Source organism: Solibacillus sp. FSL R7-0668 (assembly GCF_038006205.1).
Classification (GTDB): Bacteria; Bacillota; Bacilli; order Bacillales_A; family Planococcaceae; genus Solibacillus.
The window spans coordinates 3,515,174-3,540,893 of the sequence record NZ_JBBOUU010000001.1; the positions used below are offsets into that span (position 1 = coordinate 3,515,174).

A 25,720-nucleotide genomic window follows, 5' to 3' on the forward strand; every position below is an offset into this window, starting at 1 on the left:
TCCTCCTATAGAAAAACACATTTTACGCCAAGTAGCGGGAAATGATGTCTTTTCTTATGTGGTTTTCCTCAGAAAATTTTTCTAACCGATCCACTAAATTACGAGAGGGTGCATTCGTTAAAATGACGAATGCCTTCCTCTCATCAACCGTTTAACAGTCTTTTTCATGTGGTAATACTGTGTCTGGGAAAATTTCTGTCGGATATTTCCCTGTAAAGCAAGCTAAGCAAAGCCCACCATTCTCATCTTCAAACGGACGATTTGTCGCTCGTACCATGCCTTCTACTGATAAGAATGTAATTGTGTCTGCTCCAATTGCTTCACGAATTTCCTCAACGCTATGGCTTGAGGCAATTAATTCTTCATGTGTGGATGTATCGATTCCATAAAAACATGGATCTGTCATTGGCGGAGAAGAAATCACAACATGGACCTCTGCTGCACCTGCTTCTTTTAACATACGAACAATACGTTTTGACGTTGTACCGCGCACGATTGAGTCGTCTACCATAATCACACGTTTGCCTTTTACGACTTGAACAACTGGTGAAAGCTTCATTTTTACGCCGCGCTCACGAAGCTCTTGTGTTGGCTGGATAAATGTACGACCGACATAACGGTTTTTAATTAACCCAAGCTCGTAAGGAATTCCACTTTCTTCAGAGAAACCAATCGCTGCAGAAATCGAAGAATCCGGTACACCTGTCACTACATCCGCTTCGATATGTGCGCATTCACGTGCAAGCTCTTTCCCCATACGTTTACGTGCCATATGCACATTGACATTGTCGATATTTGAATCTGGGCGTGCTAAATACACATATTCCATTGCACACATCGTACGTTTGTCTTTTTCTACAAAGCTATCGATTTCCATGCCATTATCTGAAATAACTAATAATTCACCTGGTTCTACATCTCGCATATATTCGGCTCCGATTAAATCGAAAGCACATGTTTCAGAAGCAACTACATATGCATCCCCTAATTTCCCTAATGAAAGTGGGCGTAAACCATTGCGGTCACGTGCAACAATCATTTGGTTATTCGTTAAAATAACAATAGAGAAAGCGCCTTTTAGTAATGAAAGTGCTTCTTTCACTTTCGAACGAAATGGTGATTGATTTGATTTTTTAATTAAATGTACAACAACCTCTGTATCAGAAGTCGAATTAAATAAACTACCAGAGCGCTCTAAAACCTGCTTTAAATGATTGGCATTTACTAAGTTTCCGTTATGCGCAATTGCTAACGAACCTGTAGAGGAACGGAATAACAGTGGCTGAACATTCTCAATTCCTTTGCCACCTGCCGTAGCATAGCGTGCATGAGCGATCGCTGCATGACCATTTACTTTTCGCAATTTTTCTTCGTTAAATATGTCATTTACAAGTCCTTCACCACGTACAGCCTGAAGCTGATTACCGTCAGTTGTGACGATACCAGCTCCCTCCTGTCCACGATGTTGCAATGCATGTAAGCCGTAATAACTTAAGTGGGCTGCATCTTGGTTTCCCCAAATGCCAAACACGCCACATTCTTCATTTAAGCCTCTGATTTCAGCAAGCATGGGATTGCTCCTTTCCAAGCAGAACGGAATTCCTCCACAGTACCTTCAACAAGTACGCCAGTTTCACCGTTAATTGTTAATTTTGCGTCTTCTGTTACTGTACCGATTTTTTGTGCATCACTTACGATTGCTTCAAATGCTTCTACATTTTCAGCTTTTACTGTTAACACAAAGCGTGATTGTGATTCAGCAAATAAAGCTGTTGTTGCTGAACCTGTTAAAGTAGCTTCAATCCCTAAGCCGTTTGCAGCAAATGTTTTTTCTGCAAGTGCTACAGCAACACCGCCTTCAGAAACGTCATGCGCAGATTGTACAAGTCCTGCACGAATCGCTGCTAAAATTGCTTGTTGACGAGCTGCTTCCACTGTTAAATCGATTGCTGGTGCTTTACCAGAAATTTTGCCGTCGATTAATTTTTGTAATTCCGAACCACCGAATTCAGTCGCTGTTTCACCAATTACATACACCACATCACCAGCAGCTTTTACTTCTTGTGTTGTTACATGTTTTAAATCCGTTACTAAACCGACCATACCAATTGTTGGTGTTGGGTAAACCGCTTCACCTGAACGTTCGTTATACATCGATACGTTACCACCGATTACTGGTGCATCTAGTGCTAAACACGCTTCCGTAATACCGTCAGCTGATTTTTGAATTTGCCAGAAGATTTCTGGTTTTTCTGGGTTACCGAAGTTTAAGCAGTCTGTTATCGCAAGTGGTTGTCCACCTGAACATACGATATTACGTGCCGCTTCCGCAACTGCGATTTTACCACCTGTTGTTGGATCTAAGTAGATGTAGCGAGAGTTACAGTCTGTTGTCATCGCTAATCCTTTATTTGTGCCACGTACACGTAAAACAGCCGCATCAGAGCCTGGTGCTACTACTGTATTTGTACGTACTTGATAGTCATATTGATCGTAAACCCACTCTTTAGACGCAACAGTTGGCGCTTTTAATAGTGATGTTAACGTTGCTTTATAATCTGTTACTTGTGGCTCAACATTTTCCATTGCTTGGAACTCAGCAAAATACGCTGGCTCTGCTTCTGGCATAATGTACACTGGCGCGTCTTCAGCAAGTGCATCTGCTGGTACTTCTGCTACCACTTCACCGCCATGTAATAAGCGAAGCATTTTATCTTCTGTTACTTTACCTACAGCTACTGCATCTAAGTCATATTTTTCGAAAATCGCTTTTATTTCTTCCTCACGGCCCGCTTTTACAACAAGTAACATACGCTCTTGTGATTCAGATAACATCATTTCGTAAGCTGACATACCTGTTTCACGTTGTGGTACTAGATCTAAATTCATTTCTACACCTGTACCAGCCTTTGAAGCCATCTCTGCTGAAGATGAAGTTAAGCCTGCCGCACCCATGTCCTGAATCCCAACAAGTGCGTCTGATTTTACTACTTCAAGACAAGCTTCAAGTAATAATTTTTCCATGAATGGGTCACCAACTTGTACAGCTGAGCGTGACTCTTCTGTATCTTCCGTTAATTCCTCAGAAGAGAAAGTAGCACCGTGAATACCGTCACGACCTGTTTTTGCCCCAACATACATTACTGTGTTCCCAACACCTGCTGCAACACCCTTTTGAATGTCTTTATGGTCGATTAAACCTACGCACATCGCATTTACAAGTGGGTTGCCCTCATAGCAAGGGTCGAATTGTACTTCGCCCCCTACTGTTGGAACGCCGATACAGTTCCCATAACCTGCGATACCTGCTACGACTTCCTCAAATAAGTATTTACCGCGCGCTGATTTTAACTCACCAAAACGTAAAGAGTTTAGCATCGCAATTGGGCGTGCTCCCATTGAGAATACATCACGTAAAATACCGCCAACGCCTGTTGCGGCACCTTGGTAAGGCTCAATTGCTGAAGGGTGGTTATGTGATTCCATTTTGAATACCACTGCTTGCTTATCACCGATATCCACGATACCCGCGCCTTCACCTGGTCCTTGTAATACTTGAGGACCTTTTGTAGGGAATTTGCGTAATACGGGCTTCGATTTTTTGTAAGAGCAGTGCTCCGACCACATTACTGAAAATAGACCTGTTTCTGTCCAGTTTGGAATACGACCTAATTTTTCAATCGCTAAATCAAATTCTGCATCTGTCATACCCATGTCGGCATATAAACGCTTCGATTTAATTTGCTCTGGTGATGGCTCAAAATTAGTTGTTGACATGTTGTTCCCTCCACTGCTTAACAATTGATTTAAATAATTTAAGACCGTCTGCACCGCCAACGATTTCGTTCGCTGCACGCTCTGGGTGAGGCATCATACCAAGTACGTTACCTTCTTTGTTGATGATTCCAGCAATATCCGCTAAAGAACCGTTTGGATTTTCACCTTCATATGTGAATGCGATTTGGTTATTCGCTTTTAATTCAGCTAATGTTTCCTCGTCACAGTAGTAGTTTCCTTCACCGTGTGCGATTGGAATATTAATCACTTCGCCTGCTTCATACTGGTTTGTGAATAATGTGTCATTGTTTTCAACTTTTAATTGTACTGTACGACACATGAATTTTAAGTTTTTGTTGCGGATTAGCGCGCCAGGTAATAAGCCAGCTTCCGTTAAAATTTGGAACCCATTACATACGCCTAGAACCGGTTTGCCTGCTGCTGCAAATTCTTTTAAAGCCTTCATTACGTTTGATTGGTTCGCCATTGCGCCACAACGTAAGTAGTCACCATATGAGAAACCACCTGGAACTAATGCACCGTCAAAACCATCTAAAGAGCCTTCTGTATGCCAAACGTATTCTACTTCTTCACCTAATTCGTCTTTGATCGCATGATACATGTCGATGTCACAGTTAGACCCCGGGAAAACGAGTACTGCAAATTTCATAGTATTATGCCTCCTCGATTTCGTAACGGTATTTCTCGATTACCGTATTTGTTAATACTTTTTCACACATTTCCTTAACGATTGTATCTACATCGCGGTCAGTATCAGCGATTTCCACTTCTAAATATTTACCAATACGAATGTCTGTCACTTCACTATATCCGATTTTTTGTAATGAACCTTGAACAGCTGAACCTTGTGGATCTAAAATACTTTCTTTTAATGTTACGTAAATTTTAACTTTCTTCATGACTTATTTGCCTCCAAGTTTTTGTAAAATAATTTCGTATACTTCAGTTATACTGCCTAGATCACGGCGGAATACGTCTTTATCAAGCTTTTGATTTGTGTTGGTGTCCCATAAACGACAAGTGTCAGGTGAAATTTCATCGGCAAGTAGTACATTGCCTTCCTTGTCACGACCGAATTCTAATTTAAAGTCGACTAATGTCACACCAACTGCAGAAAAGATTGGACGCAGCACTTCATTTACTTGCAGTGCTTTGTCATATAAATCTTGTACTTCCTTTGGTGTAGCAATAGCGAGCACGTCGATATGCTCCGTTGTGATGAATGGGTCCCCTAAAGCATCGTCTTTATAGTAAAACTCAACGATTGGACGCTTTAAGCTTGTCCCTTCTTCAAAGCCTAGACGTTTTGCTAAGCTTCCGGCAGCGATATTACGTGTTACGACTTCAATTGGAATAATTTCGACTTTACGTACAAGCTGTTCATTATCGGAAAGACGTTTTACGAAATGTGACGCAATTCCGTTTGCTTGTAATTTTTCGAAAATTAAAGTAGTGATTTGGTTGTTTAAATTTCCTTTACCGGCAATTTCGGCTTTTTTCTCACCGTTAAATGCTGTGGCACTATCTTTATATTCAACAAATAGAATTTCTTCATCCTGTGTTGCGTATAATCGTTTTGCTTTACCTTCGTACAAAAGTTGACCTTTTTCCATAACGTATTCCTCCAAAAAATTAATTGATGTTGTGATTCCTTCTAACAGGCTTCAAGCAAAGTTCACTAAGGTATTTCAGTGAACTTCTCTTATTCGTTCAGTCCTAAACGTTCGAAAATGAAATCGACATTTTGAATGTGATAGTTGTAATCGAAGCAGTCGTTGATTTCTTCAGGTGATAGATAAGAAGTAATCTTTTCACTAGCTTCTACTAATGGGCGGAACTGTGTTTGCTCATCCCATGCGCGTGCAGTTAAGGGTTGAACCGTATCGTACGCCTCTTCACGAACTAAACCTTTATCAATTAATGCAAGTAGGATACGCTGTGAGTAAATTAATCCAAACGTACGCTCCATATTGCGTTTCATATTTTCAGGGAATACTGATAAGTTTTCGATAATACTGCCGAAACGATTTAACATGTAGTTCAATGTAATTGTTGCATCTGGAATAATGACACGCTCTGCTGATGAGTGCGAAATATCACGCTCATGCCATAATGACACGTTTTCAAAAGCTGTTAGCATATAGCCGCGCATTAAGCGTGCCATACCTGTCATATTTTCAGAGCCGATTGGATTACGTTTATGCGGCATTGCCGAAGAACCTTTTTGACCTTTTGCAAAACCTTCCTCTACTTCACGTGTCTCGGACTTTTGTAAGCCGCGCACTTCTGTTGCAAACTTTTCAATGGAAGTCGCAATTAACGCGAGTGTCGAGAAGTATTGTGCATGACGATCACGCTGCAGCGTTTGTGTTGAAATGGGCGCTGCCGCTAAGCCAAGATGCTCACATACATATGCCTCTACACGAGGATCGATATTGGCATATGTACCAACCGCCCCACTCATTTTACCGGTTTCAATGACCTTTGCAGCCGCCTCGAAGCGCTCCATATTACGCTTCATTTCTTCATACCAAAGGGCAAGCTTTAAACCAAATGTTGTAGGTTCTGCATGGACACCATGAGTACGCCCCATGCAGACGGTATTTTTATGCTCTTGTGCTTTACTTTTGATGATTGCTAAAAATTTCTTCAAATCTTTGCGAAGGATCTCATTCGCTTGTTTTATTAAGTAAGATAACGCTGTATCCACTACATCTGTAGAAGTTAAGCCGTAATGTACCCATTTACGTTCTTCCCCAAGTGCAGGTGTTTCAGAGACAGCGCGAGTGAACGCTACTACGTCATGACGCGTTTCCTTTTCGATTTCGTAGATGCGATTGATATCGAAGTCGGCATTCGCACGTAATTTAATAACATCTTCTTTTGGAATTTCTCCAATCTCAGCCCATGCTTCACAAGCTAAAATTTCAACTTCAAGCCAAGCTCGATATTTATTTTCTTCAGTCCAAATTGCGCCCATTTCGGGACGTGTATAGCGTTCAATCATCTTTTTATGCTCCTTCTACTCTGGCCAAATACCAGATTCCTCGATTTGTTTTAAAGTCGTATTTAAATCCTTTGTCATGATCGTTACATGACCCATTTTACGATTCACTTTTGCTTCTGATTTACCGTAAAGGTGTACAGACCAATCTGGATATTTCGAAATAGAGTTTGTTAAAGATACAACATGCTGTCCTAGCACATTCACCATGATTGATGGTGCCCATAACTGCGGTTTACGTAATGGCCATCCACATACAGCACGGATATGCTGTGTGAATTGTGAAATATTGCACGCCTCTATTGAGTAATGACCAGAGTTATGTGGTCGCGGTGCGCATTCGTTGATGACAATGCTACCATCTTCAAGTACGAACATTTCTACTGCTAATGTGCCGACTAGCTGTAAGTAGTCTGCAATTTTCATCGCCGCTTCTTCTGCTAACATGGCTGTGTTCGCTCCGATGCGCGCAGGCACAATTGTTTCATGTAAAATGTGATTTACATGAATATTTTCGCCTACTGGCAAGCAGTATGTTTCGCCATGTCCATTGCGCTGAACAATGACGGAAATCTCTTTCGTAAATGGTACAAAGCCTTCTGCAATGCATTGTGAATGTTCAAATAAACCTTGTGCAAGTGGCAAATCAGCTGCTGATTTTAACAGCTGCTGCCCTTTGCCATCATAGCCTCCACGTGCCGTTTTCACGATGCATGGGAAGCCAATTTCATGAATTTGTGCTGTAAGCTGTTCATATGTATCCGCCACAACATACGGCGCTACTGGACAACCAGCCTCAACAATCATCGCTTTTTCCGTTACACGATTTTGTGTAATCCGAACAAGCTCTGCTCCTTGTGGGACATAAGCAATTTGTGTTAAACGCTTTAAGCCCTCGTAATCGATATTTTCGAATTCGTACGTAATCACGTCACTTACTTCTGCTAATTCTTCAAGTGCGGCCTCGTCATCATAAGCTGCTACGATGCGAATGTCTGCTACTTGTCCACAAGGTGAATCCATTGTCGGCTCTAAAACAGCAATTTTATAGCCTGCTTCTTTTGCCGCGACTGCCATCATTCGACCAAGCTGACCGCCTCCAATAATGCCGATCGTTTGTCCAGGATAAATCATTTTTGTCACGTTAGGTCACCTGTGCTTTCTAAAACCTGTGCTTTTGTCGCTTCACGACGTGCGTCAAGCTTTGCAGCAAGTTCCGTATCAAAGGCTCCTAAAATTTGTGCAGCAAGTAACCCTGCGTTGGTTGCACCGGCTTTACCAATTGCTACTGTTGCCACTGGTACACCGCCTGGCATTTGTACGATTGATAGTAGGGAATCAAGGCCGTTTAATGCACGAGATTGTACAGGTACACCAATAACCGGTAATGTCGTTTTTGCTGCAACCATTCCTGGTAAGTGAGCTGCCCCACCTGCTCCAGCAATAATTACTTGGATACCGCGGTCACGTGCACCTTCTGCATATTCAAACATTAAGTCAGGTGTGCGATGTGCAGATACAACCTGCTTTTCATAAGGTACTTCAAGCTGTTCTAAAATGTCGCACGCATGCTTCATTGTTTCCCAGTCACTTGAACTTCCCATAATAACGCCAATTTTCGGATTCATGAGTTTCGCTCCTTTAAACATCTTCTCCACTTACGTTTCGCTTTATTTATCGCCATTCAGTATTATTTCACTGTTTGTAGATAATTGCTCAGCCCTTGTCATAGATTTTTTCGAATACTCGATAAAAATCGGTACATATAATCGCTAAGGTGTAATTTACTTAATAAAAAATCCCCAAATAAACTACTCTCTACGCATGAGAAAGCAGATTACTTGAGGACTCTTTAAAAAAGAATATGAAGATAATAGCATCTCAATCCACACCCTTTATAAATAATCGTACCAAAAGTTGCTTTCCCACATAGTCCGGAATTTACGGTACCGGGTAGAGACACTAGAGCCATATTCTCTAGCATATATGAGGGATAAAATGTTTTTCCTGTACACATTTTAACAAGGCTTTCACAGAAAATCAATGCAAAAATGCGAACGATAAATTTTCAGAAAACAGTATTGTTCGGTTTTCGGTTAATATTTCATTATTCTTCGAGTATTATCCCTTTGAATTGGATTTTTTGCCGTAAATACACGGGCTCACCATTGACCTCTTCAAATACGGGCTCTTCCTTACGTCCAAATGGCTGATAACCATCTTTCTTCATTCGTTCAAGACATTGCTCGATTGTTTCATTTTCTTGTACTTCATACCACACTTGATTCTTAGCCAAACTGGTCATCCTTCCGACTTTCAATATCGCTCTTACTATAACATGTTCAATAGTACGCTACCTAATAGAACAAATTAAATTTGTGAACGAATTGTCACAATTATTATAGAATTGAAAAAAGAATACTATTTCAGCATTCTCCGTCATTTATTTTTAAATTGCCGACGTCTGTTCAAATGTTAATTGGGAACCTTCAAAGATGACATTGTAGCGTAAGCCTTGCTTCATTCCATTGTAGAAACTTGACGTACTCCGAATCCTAAATCCATATCATCTTCAACACAAAAAAGGCGTCCCGATACAATTGTCCGGACGCCCCCTTCATAATTTTCGTTCTCCCGCTCGATTATAGCCTTGGCGATCATAGCCTTCACTATCAAAACCTTCTCGATCTAAGTCGAACGAATCAAACCCCAATCGATTGTAGCCTTCCTGATCGTAACCTTCTCGATTAAAACCCTTTTGATCATAGCCAGCTCGATTAAAGCCTTCTTCATTAAACCCTTGTTTATTATAGCCCTCTTTGTCATAACCAAGTTCATTATATCCCTGTTTATTAAAGCCGTCTTGTGTTTTACCATTTCGGTTATAACCTTGTTTATCATAGCCGTCTCGATTGAAGCCTTCCCGATCATAGCCCTTTTTATTGAAACCCGCCCGATCATAACCTTCTATATCTATTCCTGCAGCAGTAAAACCCTCTCGATTATAGCCTTTTTTGTTGAAACCCTCTCGACTATACCCATCCTTGTCGTAACCGGCCCGATTATAGCCATCTTCATGAAAGCCCGCTCGATTGTAACCCATCTGATTAAAGCCACCACGATTATAACCATCTCGGTCTAAGCCTTCTTTATTAAATCCATATACATTAAAACCTTGATTATCAAAGCGTGTACCATTTTTATGAATCCCTTCTTTATTGAATCCATATTTATTGATTCCTTTTCGGTTAAAGCCATCTTTGTCATAATTGTCTTTATTAAAGCCGTCTTTATAAAACCCTTCTCGATTCCATCCTTCTTTATTGAAGCCTAACGAATCATAACCAAAGCAATCATAGCCAGCAATATATTTTTTCCCGGTTAAATGAATTCCTTTGGCATCAAAACCATTATCGTCATAATATTTCCGATTGCGTGTTTTGCCGTTTTCGCCAAAGCCACGTACATCATAACCATGATCGTCATATTTCGTACCATTTTTGTGAATACCATATACATTAAAGCCACGTTCGTCATACTGCTGCTCAGGTAATAACGATTTAGATGAAAATAACTTTTTGAAAAATCCAACCATACACATTCAAACCTTCATTTAAATTTACCTTCATTTTACCCTATTCAGTAAGAAATACATACTATTTATTTCGAAGGTATTCTGTTTCTAAAGACCTGTTTTATAGCATAATCTAAACCAATGCACAAAAAAGCCACTGATTGCTCAGTGGCTTTCCAATGACCTAGCGATGTCCTACTCTCACAGGGGGAAACCCCCAACTACCATCGGCGCTAAAGAGCTTAACTTCCGTGTTCGGTATGGGAACGGGTGTGACCTCTTTGCCATCATCACTAGATTAAGTTGAAAGATTCATTCTTTCAAAACTGGATAAACGTTTCATTGATGTTCGTAAACATGTGGTTAAGTCCTCGACCGATTAGTATTCGTCAGCTACATGTGTCGCCACACTTCCACCTCGAACCTATCTACCTGATCGTCTTTCAGGGGTCTTACTTACTTGCGTAATGGGAAATCTCATCTTGAGGGGGGCTTCATGCTTAGATGCTTTCAGCACTTATCCCGTCCACACATAGCTACCCAGCGATGCCTTTGGCAAGACAACTGGTACACCAGCGGTGTGTCCATCCCGGTCCTCTCGTACTAAGGACAGCTCCTCTCAAATTTCCTACGCCCACGACGGATAGGGACCGAACTGTCTCACGACGTTCTGAACCCAGCTCGCGTACCGCTTTAATGGGCGAACAGCCCAACCCTTGGGACCGACTACAGCCCCAGGATGCGATGAGCCGACATCGAGGTGCCAAACCTCCCCGTCGATGTGGACTCTTGGGGGAGATAAGCCTGTTATCCCCGGGGTAGCTTTTATCCGTTGAGCGATGGCCCTTCCATGCGGAACCACCGGATCACTAAGCCCGTCTTTCGACCCTGCTCGACTTGTAGGTCTCGCAGTCAAGCTCCCTTATGCCTTTACACTCTGCGAATGATTTCCAACCATTCTGAGGGAACCTTTGGGCGCCTCCGTTACCTTTTAGGAGGCGACCGCCCCAGTCAAACTGTCCGCCTGACACTGTCTCCTACCCCGCTAAGGGGCATGGGTTAGAAGTTCAATACAACCAGGGTAGTATCCCACCGACGCCTCCTTCGAAGCTGGCGCTCCGAGATCTCTGGCTCCTACCTATCCTGTACAAGTTGTACCAAAATTCAATATCAAGCTACAGTAAAGCTCCACGGGGTCTTTCCGTCCTGTCGCGGGTAACCTGCATCTTCACAGGTACTATAATTTCACCGAGTCTCTCGTTGAGACAGTGCCCAGATCGTTACGCCTTTCGTGCGGGTCGGAACTTACCCGACAAGGAATTTCGCTACCTTAGGACCGTTATAGTTACGGCCGCCGTTTACTGGGGCTTCAATTCGCAGCTTCGCTTGCGCTAACCACTCCTCTTAACCTTCCAGCACCGGGCAGGCGTCAGCCCCTATACGTCACCTTACGGTTTTGCAGAGACCTGTGTTTTTGCTAAACAGTCGCCTGGGCCTATTCACTGCGGCTCTCGTGCGCTTGCACGCTCAAGAGCACCCCTTCTCCCGAAGTTACGGGGTCATTTTGCCGAGTTCCTTAACGAGAGTTCTCTCGCACACCTTAGGATTCTCTCCTCGACTACCTGTGTCGGTTTGCGGTACGGGTACCTCCCACCTCGATAGAGGCTTTTCTTGGCAGTGTGAGATCAGGAACTTCCTCCATACGGAGTCGTCATCACAGCTCAATGTTACAGTACGCGGATTTGCCTACGCACACACCTTACTGCTTGAACAGAGACAACCAACGCTCTGCTTACCCTACCCTACTGCGTCCCCCCATTTCTCAAACGGTGGGGAGGTAGTACAGGAATATCAACCTGTTGTCCATCGCCTACGCCTATCGGCCTCGGCTTAGGTCCCGACTAACCCTGAGCGGACGAGCCTTCCTCAGGAAACCTTAGTCATACGGTGCATGGGATTCTCACCCATGTTTCGCTACTCATACCGGCATTCTCACTTCTAAGCGCTCCACCAGTCCTTCCGGTCTGACTTCAACGCCCTTAGAACGCTCTCCTACCACGCATACCAACGGTATGCATCCACAGCTTCGGTGAATCGTTTAGCCCCGATACATTTTCGGCGCAGCGTCACTCGACCAGTGAGCTATTACGCACTCTTTAAATGATGGCTGCTTCTAAGCCAACATCCTGGTTGTCTAAGCAACGCCACATCCTTTTCCACTTAACGATTACTTTGGGACCTTAGCTGGTGGTCTGGGCTGTTTCCCTCTTGACTACGGATCTTATCACTCGCAGTCTGACTCCCGTGTATAAATATCCGGCATTCGGAGTTTGTCTGAATTCGGTAAAGCGAGATGCCCCCCTAGTCCAAACAGTGCTCTACCTCCGGTATTCTTCATCACGAGGCTAGCCCTAAAGCTATTTCGGAGAGAACCAGCTATCTCCAAGTTCGATTGGAATTTCTCCGCTACCCACACCTCATCCCCGCACTTTTCAACGTACGTGGGTTCGGACCTCCAGTAAGTGTTACCTCACCTTCATCCTGGACATGGGTAGATCACCTGGTTTCGGGTCTACGACTACATACTAATTCGCCCTATTCAGACTCGCTTTCGCTGCGGCTCCGTCTTCTCAACTTAACCTCGCACGTAATCGTAACTCGCCGGTTCATTCTACAAAAGGCACGCTATCACCCATTAACGGGCTCTAACTACTTGTAGGCACACGGTTTCAGGTTCTATTTCACTCCCCTTCCGGGGTGCTTTTCACCTTTCCCTCACGGTACTGGTTCACTATCGGTCACTAGGTAGTATTTAGCCTTGGGAGATGGTCCTCCCGGATTCCGACGGAATTTCACGTGTTCCGCCGTACTCAGGATCCACTCTGGAGGGAATGACTTTTTGGCTACAGGGCTGTTACCTTCTCTTGCGGACCTTTCCAAGTCGCTTCGCCTAAATCATTCTTTTGTAACTCCGTATAGAGTGTCCTACAACCCCAAAGAGCAAGCTCTTTGGTTTGGGCTCTTCCCGTTTCGCTCGCCGCTACTCAGGGAATCGAATTTTCTTTCTGTTCCTGCAGGTACTTAGATGTTTCAGTTCCCTGCGTCTGTCCTCATCACGCTATGTATTCACGTGTAGATACTATCCGATTAAAGATAGTGGGTTCCCCCATTCGGAAATCCCCGGATCAAAGCTTACTTACAGCTCCCCGAGGCATATCGGTGTTAGTGCCGTCCTTCATCGACTCCTAGTGCCAAGGCATCCACCGTGCGCCCTTATTAACTTAACCAAAAGTTAAACTTACTTAAAAAGTAAGATTTTAAGGATATTGCACGATCAATTTCTTGATCTATGTTTGTTTATTACTTATCAATGTCGTTTTATCCAGTTTTCAAAGAACGAAGTTTTGAAGTATTTCATTCAACTAAGAATGAACCTTCAAAACTGAACAGCAAACGTTAATGAGCCCCTTCTCCAAGAGAAGGTTTCCGAATATATCCTTAGAAAGGAGGTGATCCAGCCGCACCTTCCGATACGGCTACCTTGTTACGACTTCACCCCAATCATCTATCCCACCTTCGGCGGCTGGCTCCAAAAGGTTACCTCACCGACTTCGGGTGTTACAAACTCTCGTGGTGTGACGGGCGGTGTGTACAAGGCCCGGGAACGTATTCACCGCGGCATGCTGATCCGCGATTACTAGCGATTCCGGCTTCATGTAGGCGAGTTGCAGCCTACAATCCGAACTGAGAACGGTTTTATCGGATTAGCTCCCCCTCGCGGGTTGGCAACCGTTTGTACCGTCCATTGTAGCACGTGTGTAGCCCAGGTCATAAGGGGCATGATGATTTGACGTCATCCCCACCTTCCTCCGGTTTATCACCGGCAGTCTCCTTAGAGTGCCCAACTAAATGATGGCAACTAAGAACAAGGGTTGCGCTCGTTGCGGGACTTAACCCAACATCTCACGACACGAGCTGACGACAACCATGCACCACCTGTCACCGTTGTCCCCGAAGGGAAAACTGTATCTCTACAGTGGTCAATGGGATGTCAAGACCTGGTAAGGTTCTTCGCGTTGCTTCGAATTAAACCACATGCTCCACCGCTTGTGCGGGCCCCCGTCAATTCCTTTGAGTTTCAGTCTTGCGACCGTACTCCCCAGGCGGAGTGCTTAATGCGTTAGCTGCAGCACTGAGGGGCGGAAACCCCCCAACACTTAGCACTCATCGTTTACGGCGTGGACTACCAGGGTATCTAATCCTGTTTGCTCCCCACGCTTTCGCGCCTCAGTGTCAGTTACAGACCAGACAGTCGCCTTCGCCACTGGTGTTCCTCCAAATCTCTACGCATTTCACCGCTACACTTGGAATTCCACTATCCTCTTCTGCACTCAAGTTCCCCAGTTTCCAATGACCCTCCCCGGTTGAGCCGGGGGCTTTCACATCAGACTTAAGGAACCACCTGCGCGCGCTTTACGCCCAATAATTCCGGACAACGCTTGCCACCTACGTATTACCGCGGCTGCTGGCACGTAGTTAGCCGTGGCTTTCTAACAAGGTACCGTCAAGGTAGCGCCAGTTACTACGCTACTTGTTCTTCCCTTGCAACAGAGTTTTACGAACCGAAATCCTTCTTCACTCACGCGGCGTTGCTCCATCAGACTTTCGTCCATTGTGGAAGATTCCCTACTGCTGCCTCCCGTAGGAGTCTGGGCCGTGTCTCAGTCCCAGTGTGGCCGATCACCCTCTCAGGTCGGCTACGCATCGTTGCCTTGGTGAGCCGTTACCTCACCAACTAGCTAATGCGCCGCGGGTCCATCCTATAGTGATAGCCGAAACCATCTTTCAACTTTAAACCATGTGGTTCAAAGTATTATCCGGTATTAGCTCCGGTTTCCCGAAGTTATCCCAGTCTATAGGGCAGGTTACCCACGTGTTACTCACCCGTCCGCCGCTAAATCATAGAGAAGCAAGCTTCTCTATTCATTCGCTCGACTTGCATGTATTAGGCACGCCGCCAGCGTTCGTCCTGAGCCAGGATCAAACTCTCCATAAAAGTAGTTTGAAAGCTCATTTGCTTTGCTAGCGATTCTAACTATTAAGTTAGAAATCATTTTTGCTTCATTTAAGAAGCTGTATTCATTAACGTTGCTTGTTCAGTTTTCAAGGTTCATGTGTCAGTCGTTTGTGCGACTGTTATATACTTTACAGGAGTTATTTCCGTTTGTCAACAACTTTGTAAATATTTTTTAATTTGTTGTTTTCACTTGTTTCGTAACAACGTGTTTAACTATACACCCCTCACAATCATTTATGCAACCCTTTATTTAAAGAAAAAATTTTCTGATTTTTAATAGCCAATTTAATACGAGTTTCTTCCTATTATATATAAAATATATAAAAGTAAAGTAAATTCACTTGTCGCTTATTTTTTAGCATAAAGTTTCTCAAATTCTTAGATTAACTAATCATATGATTTATCCAACTAAACAAAATTTCTTTAAAAAATAAATAAAAGCTGCGAAATCGTAATTGATTTCACAGCTTTGTGTTTTCTTATAAGAAGATAAAGTAACCTAAGAAGATTAAGAACATACCGTACATAATTGGATGAATTTCTTTACCACGACCCGCCACTAACATCGTGATTGGATAGAATAAGAAACCAATTGCGATACCTGTTGCAATTGAATAACCAAGTGGCATACATAAAACAACTAAAAATGCCGGAATTGCAATTTCAATCTTATCCCATTCAATTAAACGTAATGAAGAAACCATTAGTGCACCTACGATAATTAATGCTGGTGCAGTTACTGCTGATGTCACTACCGATAATAATGGTGAGATAAATAATGCTAATAAGAATAATATACCTGTTACAACAGAAGCAAAGCCTGTACGTGCGCCTGCTGCTACACCGGCAGTAGACTCTACATAAGAAGTCGTTGTTGATGTACCGAAAATAGCACCTGTTACTGTTGCTAATGAATCGGCTAATAATGCACGACCTGCGCGAGGTAATTTATTATCTTTTACTAAACCTGCTTGCCCTGCTACCGCCATTAATGTACCTGCCGTATCAAAGAAGTCTACGAATAAGAATGTTAGAACTACAATTAAGAAGTCCATATTTAAAATTAAACTTGGATTGGCAAATGCATCAAATGCTGCACCAAATGTTGGTGAAACATCTGGAATACTTGAGAATACTTTTTCAGGTACTTTTACTAATCCAAAAATCATACCAGCAATTGCTGTAAGAATCATCCCGTAGAAAATACCACCGTTAATCTTTTTAGCCATGAAGATTGCTGTAATGACAACGCCAAACACTGCTAATAATGCATTTCCAGTAGTTACATCACCAAGTTTTACCAATGTAGCCTCATCCGCTACGATAATACCTGATCCTTGAAAACCTACAAATGTAATGAATAAACCAATACCGGCACCTACTGCATATTTCAATTGAGCTGGAATTGCGTTAATAATAATTTCACGTAAACCTGTTAATGATAGAACAATGAAAATTAATCCTGAGAATAACACACCTGTTAATGCTGTTTCCCATGCCATACCCATTCCTAATACTACTGAGAAAGCAAAGAATGCATTCAGTCCCATACCTGGTGCTAGTGCGATTGGGTATCTTGCAATAAGCCCCATAAATAAACTACCAACTGCCGCAGCTAGAGCTGTTGCTACGAATACGGCATTGTAATCCATTCCCGCTGCAGATAACATTCCAGGGTTAACAGCTAAAATATATGCCATTGATAGGAAGGTTGTTATTCCACCGATTGTTTCCTTGCGGTAATTCGTTCCAAGTTTATCAAACTCGAAATACTTTTTCATAATAAAAATTTCCTCCGTATTGTCGTCTTACAATAACTTGAGCTTATCGACCCTTAAATATACAAAAAGACACGCAAAGCTATGAGCTGCATGTCTACGATTCAAGGAAAATAAGTACTATACCTATATAGAAGTATCGTAACTTATTAATAAATCGTAGTCGAATCATTTACGGTGATTCGGTAGAAACTCACGGGCCCTATTCCCGACATTATACGACGACATATTTAATTTATGATAGTAATATATCATTTCATTTTTTGAATTTCAACCCCATTTCCGAACATTTTTTATTATTATCAAATAAAAGTTCGTGAAAATATTTACAGATAACTAATTACCCGCAGTTTTTAGCAGTTTAATGCATTTTATACCTATTTTGCGAAATGTTCTGTTTTTTCAAATCCCGAACATTCTATGTAAAAATATTGAATTTTTCACGTGAATTCCGAAAATAATCAAAAAGTCTTATGCTTTTTTAACTGCCAAAAAAAGTAGTTGGATTACAATATCCTAACTACTTCTCTTCTTACTCAAATGCGAGTGAATATTTTTTTGATTTTAAATAGAGCATAAAGAAAATGGTTAGCATTAAACTAAATAACCCAAATGCTAAGCCTGTAATCGGTAGGCCAAACCAATCTAGTAATGCCCCCGTTGACAGTAATACCGCCTGAAACAATGTTTGATCTATCATATTTCGGAAGGCAAAAAAGCGCCCGTGATACTCTGCTGGCATTTGCTTTTGAAAGATCGTCATCGTTGTTGGGAAGAAGCACCCCACTGCAAAGCCAAATACTGCAAAAATGACAATATTCATTATTTCAATTGTTGAAAAGAACAGCAGTGCCTGCATCACACCAATTAATAGGGCTAGGCTAAACATCATCGTCCCGGTTTTCATACGCACACCTAGATATTTGACTGCAATAGCGCCTAACATAAAGCCGGCACCTTCTACTGTATAGAGCAATCCCGAAATACTTGTTGAATCATGCATTTGCGCGATTTTCATAATCATTAAATTGAACGAGCCTAAAAATAGAATGGGCACGACAATTAGCACAAGCGTCACAAGAACGACTGGATACTGCTTCAGTACGGGTAGTACCTCTTTGAAGCTGCCACTTTCCTTCTTTTTCGCTGTGCTTGGTTCACTTTTTTCATCCTCATCGATATGTAGGAAGAATAATGTTGCTAACACCGCTAGATACATGACGAGCGAAACAACATATAGCCAAATTAAATCTACATAAGCAACGAATACGCCTGCTGCTGCCGCCCCTACAATACGAGATAGTGTACGTGCATTCATATGCCAGCCATTTAATGAAAGCAAATCCTTTTTATCAACAATTTTCGGGACAATTGACTGAATCGCCGGCATAAAAAATGCAGCCGCAATTTGTAAGAATACTAAAAAGACAATCATTAAAAGCACTGAATCGAATGCAATGGCCGCAAACATAATAAACACCGTAATTACACGCGCAATCGAGGAGCCAATCAACACCTTCTTCTTACTCGAAGCATCGATAATCCGCCCTGCTAAAGGTGCAACAAGTACACCTGCGAGCATTCCGATGGCTAAAATAATCGATTTATGAAAATCTGAAGGAACGAACTCCGTCATAAAAGCCAAATTCCCAATGATTCCAGCCCACAGACCGAGCCCTACTATAAATTCACCAATTAACACAATCCATACATTTCGATTCCGCCACATATCCATTCCCCTTACTTCCAATTCCCACTAATTTTTATTGTATAAAATTTCGGGTAGCTAAACAATATGGCCTCATTGTTCATATTTTGAATGGACGCAAAAAAAGGACTGAATTTTTAGCAATTCAATCCAATTTCTCAAAGGTACTCAATTAGTTTCTAGACAAGCAAGAGCTCCTCTAAGTTGAGTATTTCAATTATCTTGTTAGATTTTCTTTTAATTAATCCACGCGTTTCAAGTTGGGTGAGCCTTCTACTAAGCGTTTCAGGAGTTGTACCTAAATAGGAGGCAAGATCTCTTTTGCTCATCGGTAAGGAAACTTCATTGGAACCATCGTCTAGACATTGTGTCAGAAAAATTGCAATGCGTGTTTCGATTTTCTCCGTAGCAAATAATGTCGTTTGTTTCTCAGACTCTTCTAAGCGATTAGAAAACGCTTTTAAAATATTCATTGAAATGGACGGATACTTTGTAAGAAGTGTTTGCAAATCCGAACGCTTGATCATACAAACACTTGTATCTGAAATCGCTTCTGCATAAGATTCATGAATCGAATCATTAAATAACGCATACTCCCCTGTAAAATCACCTGGATTTAAAATACGCACGAGCTGTTCCTTACCTGAATCGGTTAATCGGTAATTTTTCACTTTCCCTTTATTGACGATATAAAGGGAGTCTGATTGATCGCCTGCCTGATATAACATCTCCCGCTTTTTAAAAGAAACCGAGTGCGTAATATCAAGAATTTCAGCCATTTGTTGCACTTCTAAATGATTGAAAATCGGGACCATCGAAACACAATTTTTATGTGCCTTCATATTATTCAAACAGCCTTTACCTTTGTTTCAATAATTGGGTATCCTAAAGCTTCAATCGCCTTTTCAATTTTTTCAATTGCGACAGCCGCCGAATCAAAGTTCAATTTCACTTTGCTTGCATTGAACAGCACTTTTACGCTTTCTTCTTCAACACCAGCTACCTTTTTTACAGCACTTTCAATCTTTTGTAAACAGGATGGACAAGATAATGTTTCTAATTGAATGGTTGCTTTTTGCATAATAAACGCCCCTTTTTATATAATAAATTCACTATACCCTAAGTTACTCGTAGAATAATTGACCAAGATCAATTTTTATAATAATTCGTTCCTCTCTTGTTACGTTGCTATCCCTTCACCTTATATCGAAGCAATCGCATTCCATTAACGATTACGACTAAAATACTCAATTCATGAACAAACATCCCAATCGTCATACTCATCCAGTTACTAAACAATAATGCGCTTAGTAAAATGAAAACAACACCTACTGCAATGATAATATTTTGTTTCATATTTCTTGAAGTAGCTTTTGTTAAACCGAATGCATGTGGTAAGCGACTAAAATCAGAGTTCATCAAAACAACATCCGATGTTTCGATTGCCACGTCTGTGCCACTTCCCATAGCAATACCAATATCCGCTAAGGCAAGGGAAGGGCTATCATTTACCCCATCACCAACAAAGGCAATAATTTGTCCTTGTGCCTGCAATTTTTCGATATAGGCTGCCTTGTTCTCCGGTAGCATATGCCCATGTGCTTCAGTTAAACCAAGCTCGCGGGCAACTAAATCAACAGTTCCCTGATTATCCCCAGAAAGGACAACGAGGTTTTGCACCCCAAGCTTCTTCAACTTTTGCAAGTCCTGCTTCACACCTGGGCGAATTTGATCCCGAATTCCTAGCAAAGCCTTTAGTTTTCCATCCATTGCCGCAATAACAAGGGAGTTCCCATTTTGCTCGAAGCGTTCAATGTCTTGTCGCGCCTTGTCATTCATTGCTATATTTTCTTGCTCCATTAAGGCAACATTTCCAACGGCAATACGATGCCCTGCTACCTTCGCGATAATTCCCCCACCTTTTACTACTACGGTTTCTTCTACAGTCGAAAAATTCACGTCACCAATATCCTTCAAAACGGCCTTTGCTAATGGATGGTCTGATTCGCGTTCGACACTTGCTAAATAGCCAAGAAAATCCTCTATATTTTCATCATAGTATTCCTTTTCCGCCACTTCCGGATTACCGATTGTTAATGTGCCTGTTTTATCAAAGATCATCGTATCAATCTTACTGAAGTCATTAATCACCTCACTGCCCTTTAGAAGAATGCCGTGACGCGCACCATTTCCAATGCCCGAAACATTCGACACAGGAACACCAATTACTAAGGCACCTGGACAGCCAAGCACAAGAACGGTAATGGCAAGCTCTACATTATTTGTGAAAAGCCCGACAATCACACCAAGCACGAGAACACCCGGTGTATAGTATTTCGAAAATCGATCTATAAATCGCTCTGCTTCTGATTTAGAATCCTGTGCTTCTTCCACGAGCTCGATAATACGTCCAAATGTCGTATCCCCACCCACCCGATCTGCCCGAATTTGAATCGTCCCGTTTTCTAAAATGGTGCCAGCAAATACTTCAGAGCCTTGCTTTTTACGAACTGGCAGCGATTCACCGGTAATACTTGCTTCATTAATATGAGCTTCCCCAACTAACACCGTCCCATCTACCGGTACCTTTGCGCCGGTTTTCACTAATAATAGATCCCCTTCATCAACATCATCCACATCGATTTCTTCAAAATCTCCGTTCGCCATTTGTTTCAGCGCGCTTTCCGGTGCTAATTCGGTTAATTCTTTAATGGCCGACCGCGTTTTATTCAAGGTACGCTGCTCTAAATACGAGCCAAATAAAAATAGAAATGTAACAATTGCCGATTCTTCATAATTGCGAATGAGCACAGCCCCGATAACAGCAATCGTCACTAATACATCAATACTAACAACCTTTACTTTTAATGCCTGATACGCTTGAATCGCAATCGGTGCCACCCCAAGAATCGATGCAATGAGGAGTGACCATTCAAACAAAGCAATATTATCTAACGCAAAACGCCCAAAAAATCCAGCAATAATTAAAATCGCACTTATGACCGTAATGTGTTTTTTCTTCCCCAATATGAATCGCTGCATATCTTTTTCCTCCATGTTTGTTATTGTGTTCAGTATAGAGGAGTTGGCATGAAGAATAATTGACCGAAGTCAAGGTTTGGGGAGGTTTTATTGATTGTGCAGTAGGTGCGTTAAATTTTAAGAAATAGGAGTAACCACAATTATAGATGTGCCTATTTTTTAAAATACAATCATTTTTATCACTACTTAAGTAAATATCAAGACTATTTTATACACGATCGTTTTTGGTAATCGTTAGCGTATAATATCCACGTTTTGTCGACTGGTCCCCTAAAGGTAATACAAAGATATTTCATCGGATGTAATACAGCCTCTTAATGACGAACCTAATTCAGTTAAAAGTGATTTAGATGATTTCTAAGAACGTGGCGATAGTTGTGACTCACTGTTATAATCTAAAAAAAGAAACGAGTGATATCATTGAAAATACAAGAGAGGGCTATGTTAAACAAATTTTTGCAACTGATAGTTGTTTCGTTTGTTACTGCAATTATGTATTACTTATTAATTTCGTTTGATGTGAGTGGAAATGAAGCGCCGATTCGATTTTCGATGTGGGAAAATTTTATCTTTTTTCCGTTAATATGTGTTGTGATGTTCGTTCCATATGTATTCTTCTATGGTTTGATAACGTTTATTTTGAAATTTTCCATTGAAAAAATAGCGGGTTTGAGAAGTGTATTTTTCGATATTGTTTTTTATGTCGGTGTGTCATTCGCTGTTATACCAATGCTCCCTCATATGATAAAAGGGACAGCAAATAATACCACTTACCAATTTTTTTAAACCCGTACTATTTAATTCCGTTTGTGGCGAGTATTATTCTTATAATATTCGAAGTCAATAGTAAAAAAGCTCAGAATAAACCCTTTATATAGGGTATTCCAAGCTCTTGCTAGTTTTTATTTAATTATTCCATCGTCTTGGTTATGAGGATATTAAAACTACCCTTAGTACTTACCTACAGTTATATCCAAATGTGAATTTTGAAATTGCAAATAGTTTGAGTGGAACAATAAAATTTGATAAATCTACAAAGAAGAAAACACAATTTAATGGCAACCATTACACTCAGTTCAATACTAACAAAAATTAAGTAGACAAAATATGCCAAAATAGAATAGTCTGTTTTGGCATATTAACTACTACTATTTAATAACTCTTTAAGAAAATCATAGCTTTCTCTTACTTCACTGTCTTGGGGATTAATATTTAAAATAAAATTAGCCATCCCCAATAAATGATATAAATATCTTTCTTGATTTTCACTTTCAATTTTTTGAAGATGCGATTCAAGCCCAAACTTTTTTATATAATAAACCTCTTGTCTGAACTTTCTTCTATAATTTTTTGAAGCTTGCATTTTTTCATTTACAACTATACCTGTAACTTCTTGTCTTTGATGCTGCTTTCTCACTCTAGTTTTTGATTGATTAATCCGGAATCCCTCAGACTCAAGAACATTTTTGACAAATGTAATTAATTCGCCTTCATTAAAATCCCCTGAAAAAGTTAAATCATCTGCATATCTTGTATATCTGATTTTATTTTTACTAGCAAATGCAGCGATTCTTTTATCAATATTTATTGTAATTAAATTTGATAACATTGGACTTGTAGGCGCCCCTTGAGGTAATCCATTATTTAGTGTACAAAGATTAGCTAACATTACAGAGACCTGTTTACTGTAGCCTTGTCCTCTAAAGAAAGCAAAAACTCTTTTTTGACTAATTGATCCAAAATAATTTTCTATATCTAAGGTTAATACCTTTTTTTGTTTCCTATGAAACTTTGCATTATCTTTTATAGAATGTCCTACCTTATAAGCTTTAGAATAGTCACTGGGTTTTAATTTAGATAGAATCTCATCCAAAATCCATCTTTGAATATATTTTAGGTTTGGTAATGGTTCTGAAATCATTCGAAAATCTACTTTATTTTTCTTTGCAATTTTAAATTCTCTATAAAAAAAACTTTGTGAATTTGACACTTTTAATAAATATATATCTTGATACCCAACCAATAAAGATAAATGCTTCTGATCATAAATTATAGGCAAATTTTTACTAAATAAATTTTCAGCATATTCCAAGCAATTTTCGATATATTCCGAATCCTTATTATTGAAATTCGCAAAATGATAAAATTTTAATTTATATTCTATCCATTCCATTTTTATATCACCACATATCTGTCCAATTACAACAACATTCTTTTTATCTTCCCATACTTCAAATTAAAGATGCCTTTCCTTTAATTTGAAGTATGCCCACGAAGGCAAAGCCTGAAGTGTTGTTAAGCTTTTAGGAGTTTTCCCTCCTGGGTAAACGGAGAAAAGCTTAACAAAAGGCTTGAAAATTCGGTTCTTATTCGCATGGCGACTCGCCAAACGTGTGATACATAATATCACCAAAATCTAATTGGACTATTTTAAATCAAAATAATTATCAGGTAAATAAACATCATAAACATTTAATTTACTTTCTAAAATGTATTCTTTTTGAGGGCTAATAAATAATTCTGCGTTTTTTCTTTTATGTTTTTTATTATAATTCATTAATGCTTCATGTCCATTTTTCGTTAGTAATACATCATCTGAAATAAATTCAACATAACCCATCTCAATTATTTTCACCATCATCATAGCAACATCTGAATATTCATAACCTTGATTAACCAAATTATCAATATTCCCATTTTTCTTAATTAGTTGCATTAATAATATTATTTCATCATTTAACATATTTCACCTTGGAAACGGAGCTTTCCTTCCTTTTCTTTCCTTCCAAAAGACAGGAAATGTGTTATTTGGTGTTCTAATTAAAGATATCAAAGCTTCAGAACCTTTAAAACCTAACTTTTCATTTTTATGTACTTTTATTTTACTTTCTATAGTGTTCATTAGCATTAATTTTTCTGAAAGTTCTTCTTCAGTATAATTATCAGTTATTCCTTTATTGAAAGTTAAATGAGTGTACAATAAAATATTTGATTCCCTTAGAAAATCTTCCCCTATTTGCAATGCAGCTATTGTAAGTATTACTATCTTCTCTTTTCTTATTCCTTTGTCTATTAAAAATTTCACAGCACTTTCCGCTGTCTCACCTGTACCTATAAAATCATCCACTAGAATCAATAAACTATCTTCATCATTAATCTGATCGGATTCTATTTGTAATCCATCAACATAGATACTTTTTTTCTCTGCAAGTATTGGTGTATTACAAATAATGTTTCTGAGTAAATATTGTACAGTTGTAGAACTTTTACTCTTCCCAATATCTTCTGGTGCAATTAATGGTGCTATATAAATCTTATTTATTCCAATTAAATTTGTTGCATTTTCATTTGCAAATTTACGCAATAAATTTTTTAAATACAGTATATAGTCATTCACTTCAATTCTTGTATATCTCTTAGTTAGCTCCAATACCAGTTCTTGCTGTTCTTCATTCAATTCTGCTATCATGGTACAAAATCTATTAAATGCGCTAAATTCATTTCCTCCATGCTCAATTTCCCACGAATTATTATTAAAGATTCTAACTATTCTAGCGAAAACATGAGAAGGGATTTCATCATTTTTTTTTTGCAACATTACTTTCACTCTTTATAATTTATTTATAAAAAATACATTTATCTCTTATTATTGTAAAATAAAACAGAAATATAGTCATTAACTTTTTTATACAACTAAGAGTTGGTATCAAAATCGGTATCACCAAACAAAAAAGCTCAG

Annotated in this window: 18 protein-coding genes, 3 rRNA genes and 2 riboswitches; all 21 genes read right to left on the reverse strand. The window is 40.2% G+C overall.

What is annotated here, in order from left to right:
• Positions 1 to 151: 151 nt before the first annotated feature.
• The 21 genes from purF to MKX47_RS17655 all read right to left on the reverse strand — a co-directional run bounded on the left by purF (position 152) and on the right by MKX47_RS17655 (position 25,579).
• Positions 152 to 1,570, reverse strand: coding sequence for an amidophosphoribosyltransferase (purF, locus tag MKX47_RS17550; RefSeq protein ID WP_340776771.1), 1,419 nt, complete (start codon positions 1,568 to 1,570; stop codon positions 152 to 154).
• Positions 1,546 to 3,777 (reverse strand): phosphoribosylformylglycinamidine synthase subunit PurL, encoded by a 2,232-nt coding sequence (purL, locus tag MKX47_RS17555; protein WP_340776773.1) that lies wholly within the window; start codon positions 3,775 to 3,777, stop codon positions 1,546 to 1,548. Before purL ends, purF begins: the two co-directional genes overlap by 25 nt.
• Positions 3,764 to 4,447, reverse strand: coding sequence for a phosphoribosylformylglycinamidine synthase subunit PurQ (purQ, locus tag MKX47_RS17560; protein ID WP_340776775.1), 684 nt, complete (start codon positions 4,445 to 4,447; stop codon positions 3,764 to 3,766). The genes purL and purQ overlap by 14 nt, the downstream gene beginning before the upstream one ends.
• Before the next feature lie 4 nt (positions 4,448 to 4,451).
• Positions 4,452 to 4,697, reverse strand: a complete 246-nt coding sequence (gene purS, locus MKX47_RS17565; protein WP_340776778.1) for a phosphoribosylformylglycinamidine synthase subunit PurS — start codon at positions 4,695 to 4,697, stop codon at positions 4,452 to 4,454.
• Between the two features lie 3 nt (positions 4,698 to 4,700).
• Complete coding sequence (gene purC / locus MKX47_RS17570) at positions 4,701 to 5,411, reverse strand: phosphoribosylaminoimidazolesuccinocarboxamide synthase (RefSeq protein ID WP_340776780.1); 711 nt, start codon at positions 5,409 to 5,411, stop codon at positions 4,701 to 4,703.
• An 89-nt stretch (positions 5,412 to 5,500) separates the two neighbouring features.
• Positions 5,501 to 6,805 (reverse strand): adenylosuccinate lyase, encoded by a 1,305-nt coding sequence (gene purB / locus MKX47_RS17575; protein WP_340776782.1) that lies wholly within the window; start codon positions 6,803 to 6,805, stop codon positions 5,501 to 5,503.
• 15 nt (positions 6,806 to 6,820) lie between these two features.
• The gene (gene purK, locus MKX47_RS17580) at positions 6,821 to 7,945 is read right to left on the reverse strand and encodes a 5-(carboxyamino)imidazole ribonucleotide synthase (RefSeq protein WP_340776784.1); all 1,125 of its coding nucleotides are present in this window, start codon (positions 7,943 to 7,945) and stop codon (positions 6,821 to 6,823) included.
• Positions 7,942 to 8,430 carry a 5-(carboxyamino)imidazole ribonucleotide mutase gene (gene purE / locus MKX47_RS17585; RefSeq protein WP_340776786.1) on the reverse strand — a complete coding sequence of 163 codons (489 nt, stop codon included), beginning with the start codon at positions 8,428 to 8,430 and terminating at the stop codon, positions 7,942 to 7,944. The genes purK and purE overlap by 4 nt, the downstream gene beginning before the upstream one ends.
• 282 nt (positions 8,431 to 8,712) lie before the next feature.
• Positions 8,713 to 8,812, reverse strand: a riboswitch (purine riboswitch).
• Between the two features lie 97 nt (positions 8,813 to 8,909).
• The gene (locus MKX47_RS17590; RefSeq protein WP_340776788.1) at positions 8,910 to 9,098 is read right to left on the reverse strand and encodes an NETI motif-containing protein; all 189 of its coding nucleotides are present in this window, start codon (positions 9,096 to 9,098) and stop codon (positions 8,910 to 8,912) included.
• A gap of 321 nt (positions 9,099 to 9,419) precedes the next feature.
• On the reverse strand, positions 9,420 to 10,397 hold the full coding sequence (locus MKX47_RS17595; protein ID WP_340776790.1) for a hypothetical protein: 978 nt from the start codon (positions 10,395 to 10,397) through the stop codon (positions 9,420 to 9,422).
• Between the two features lie 161 nt (positions 10,398 to 10,558).
• Positions 10,559 to 10,674: ribosomal RNA gene (rrf, locus tag MKX47_RS17600) — 5S ribosomal RNA — on the reverse strand.
• Between the two features lie 61 nt (positions 10,675 to 10,735).
• Positions 10,736 to 13,663: ribosomal RNA gene (locus MKX47_RS17605) — 23S ribosomal RNA — on the reverse strand.
• Between the two features lie 215 nt (positions 13,664 to 13,878).
• A 16S ribosomal RNA gene (locus MKX47_RS17610) occupies positions 13,879 to 15,432 on the reverse strand.
• The 16S, 23S and 5S rRNA genes sit together here, the layout of an rRNA operon.
• 500 nt (positions 15,433 to 15,932) lie before the next feature.
• Positions 15,933 to 17,234, reverse strand: coding sequence for an NCS2 family permease (locus MKX47_RS17615; protein ID WP_340776792.1), 1,302 nt, complete (start codon positions 17,232 to 17,234; stop codon positions 15,933 to 15,935).
• A 137-nt stretch (positions 17,235 to 17,371) separates the two neighbouring features.
• A riboswitch (purine riboswitch) is annotated at positions 17,372 to 17,473 on the reverse strand.
• Between the two features lie 290 nt (positions 17,474 to 17,763).
• Positions 17,764 to 18,966, reverse strand: a complete 1,203-nt coding sequence (locus MKX47_RS17620) for an MFS transporter (protein WP_340776795.1) — start codon at positions 18,964 to 18,966, stop codon at positions 17,764 to 17,766.
• A 152-nt stretch (positions 18,967 to 19,118) separates the two neighbouring features.
• Complete coding sequence (locus tag MKX47_RS17625) at positions 19,119 to 19,781, reverse strand: Crp/Fnr family transcriptional regulator (protein ID WP_445683619.1); 663 nt, start codon at positions 19,779 to 19,781, stop codon at positions 19,119 to 19,121.
• A 5-nt stretch (positions 19,782 to 19,786) separates the two neighbouring features.
• Complete coding sequence (locus MKX47_RS17630; RefSeq protein ID WP_340776800.1) at positions 19,787 to 20,020, reverse strand: heavy-metal-associated domain-containing protein; 234 nt, start codon at positions 20,018 to 20,020, stop codon at positions 19,787 to 19,789.
• Positions 20,021 to 20,127: 107 nt separating this feature from the next.
• A complete protein-coding gene (locus MKX47_RS17635; RefSeq protein ID WP_340776802.1) occupies positions 20,128 to 21,981 on the reverse strand; it encodes a heavy metal translocating P-type ATPase in 1,854 nt (617 codons plus the stop codon).
• Positions 21,982 to 23,119: 1,138 nt separating this feature from the next.
• The gene (locus MKX47_RS17645) at positions 23,120 to 24,154 is read right to left on the reverse strand and encodes a retron St85 family RNA-directed DNA polymerase (protein WP_340776805.1); all 1,035 of its coding nucleotides are present in this window, start codon (positions 24,152 to 24,154) and stop codon (positions 23,120 to 23,122) included.
• A gap of 252 nt (positions 24,155 to 24,406) precedes the next feature.
• Positions 24,407 to 24,724 (reverse strand): hypothetical protein, encoded by a 318-nt coding sequence (locus MKX47_RS17650; RefSeq protein ID WP_340776808.1) that lies wholly within the window; start codon positions 24,722 to 24,724, stop codon positions 24,407 to 24,409.
• 3 nt (positions 24,725 to 24,727) lie between these two features.
• Positions 24,728 to 25,579 (reverse strand): phosphoribosyltransferase, encoded by an 852-nt coding sequence (locus MKX47_RS17655; RefSeq protein WP_340776812.1) that lies wholly within the window; start codon positions 25,577 to 25,579, stop codon positions 24,728 to 24,730.
• Between the last annotated feature and the right edge of the window lie 141 nt (positions 25,580 to 25,720).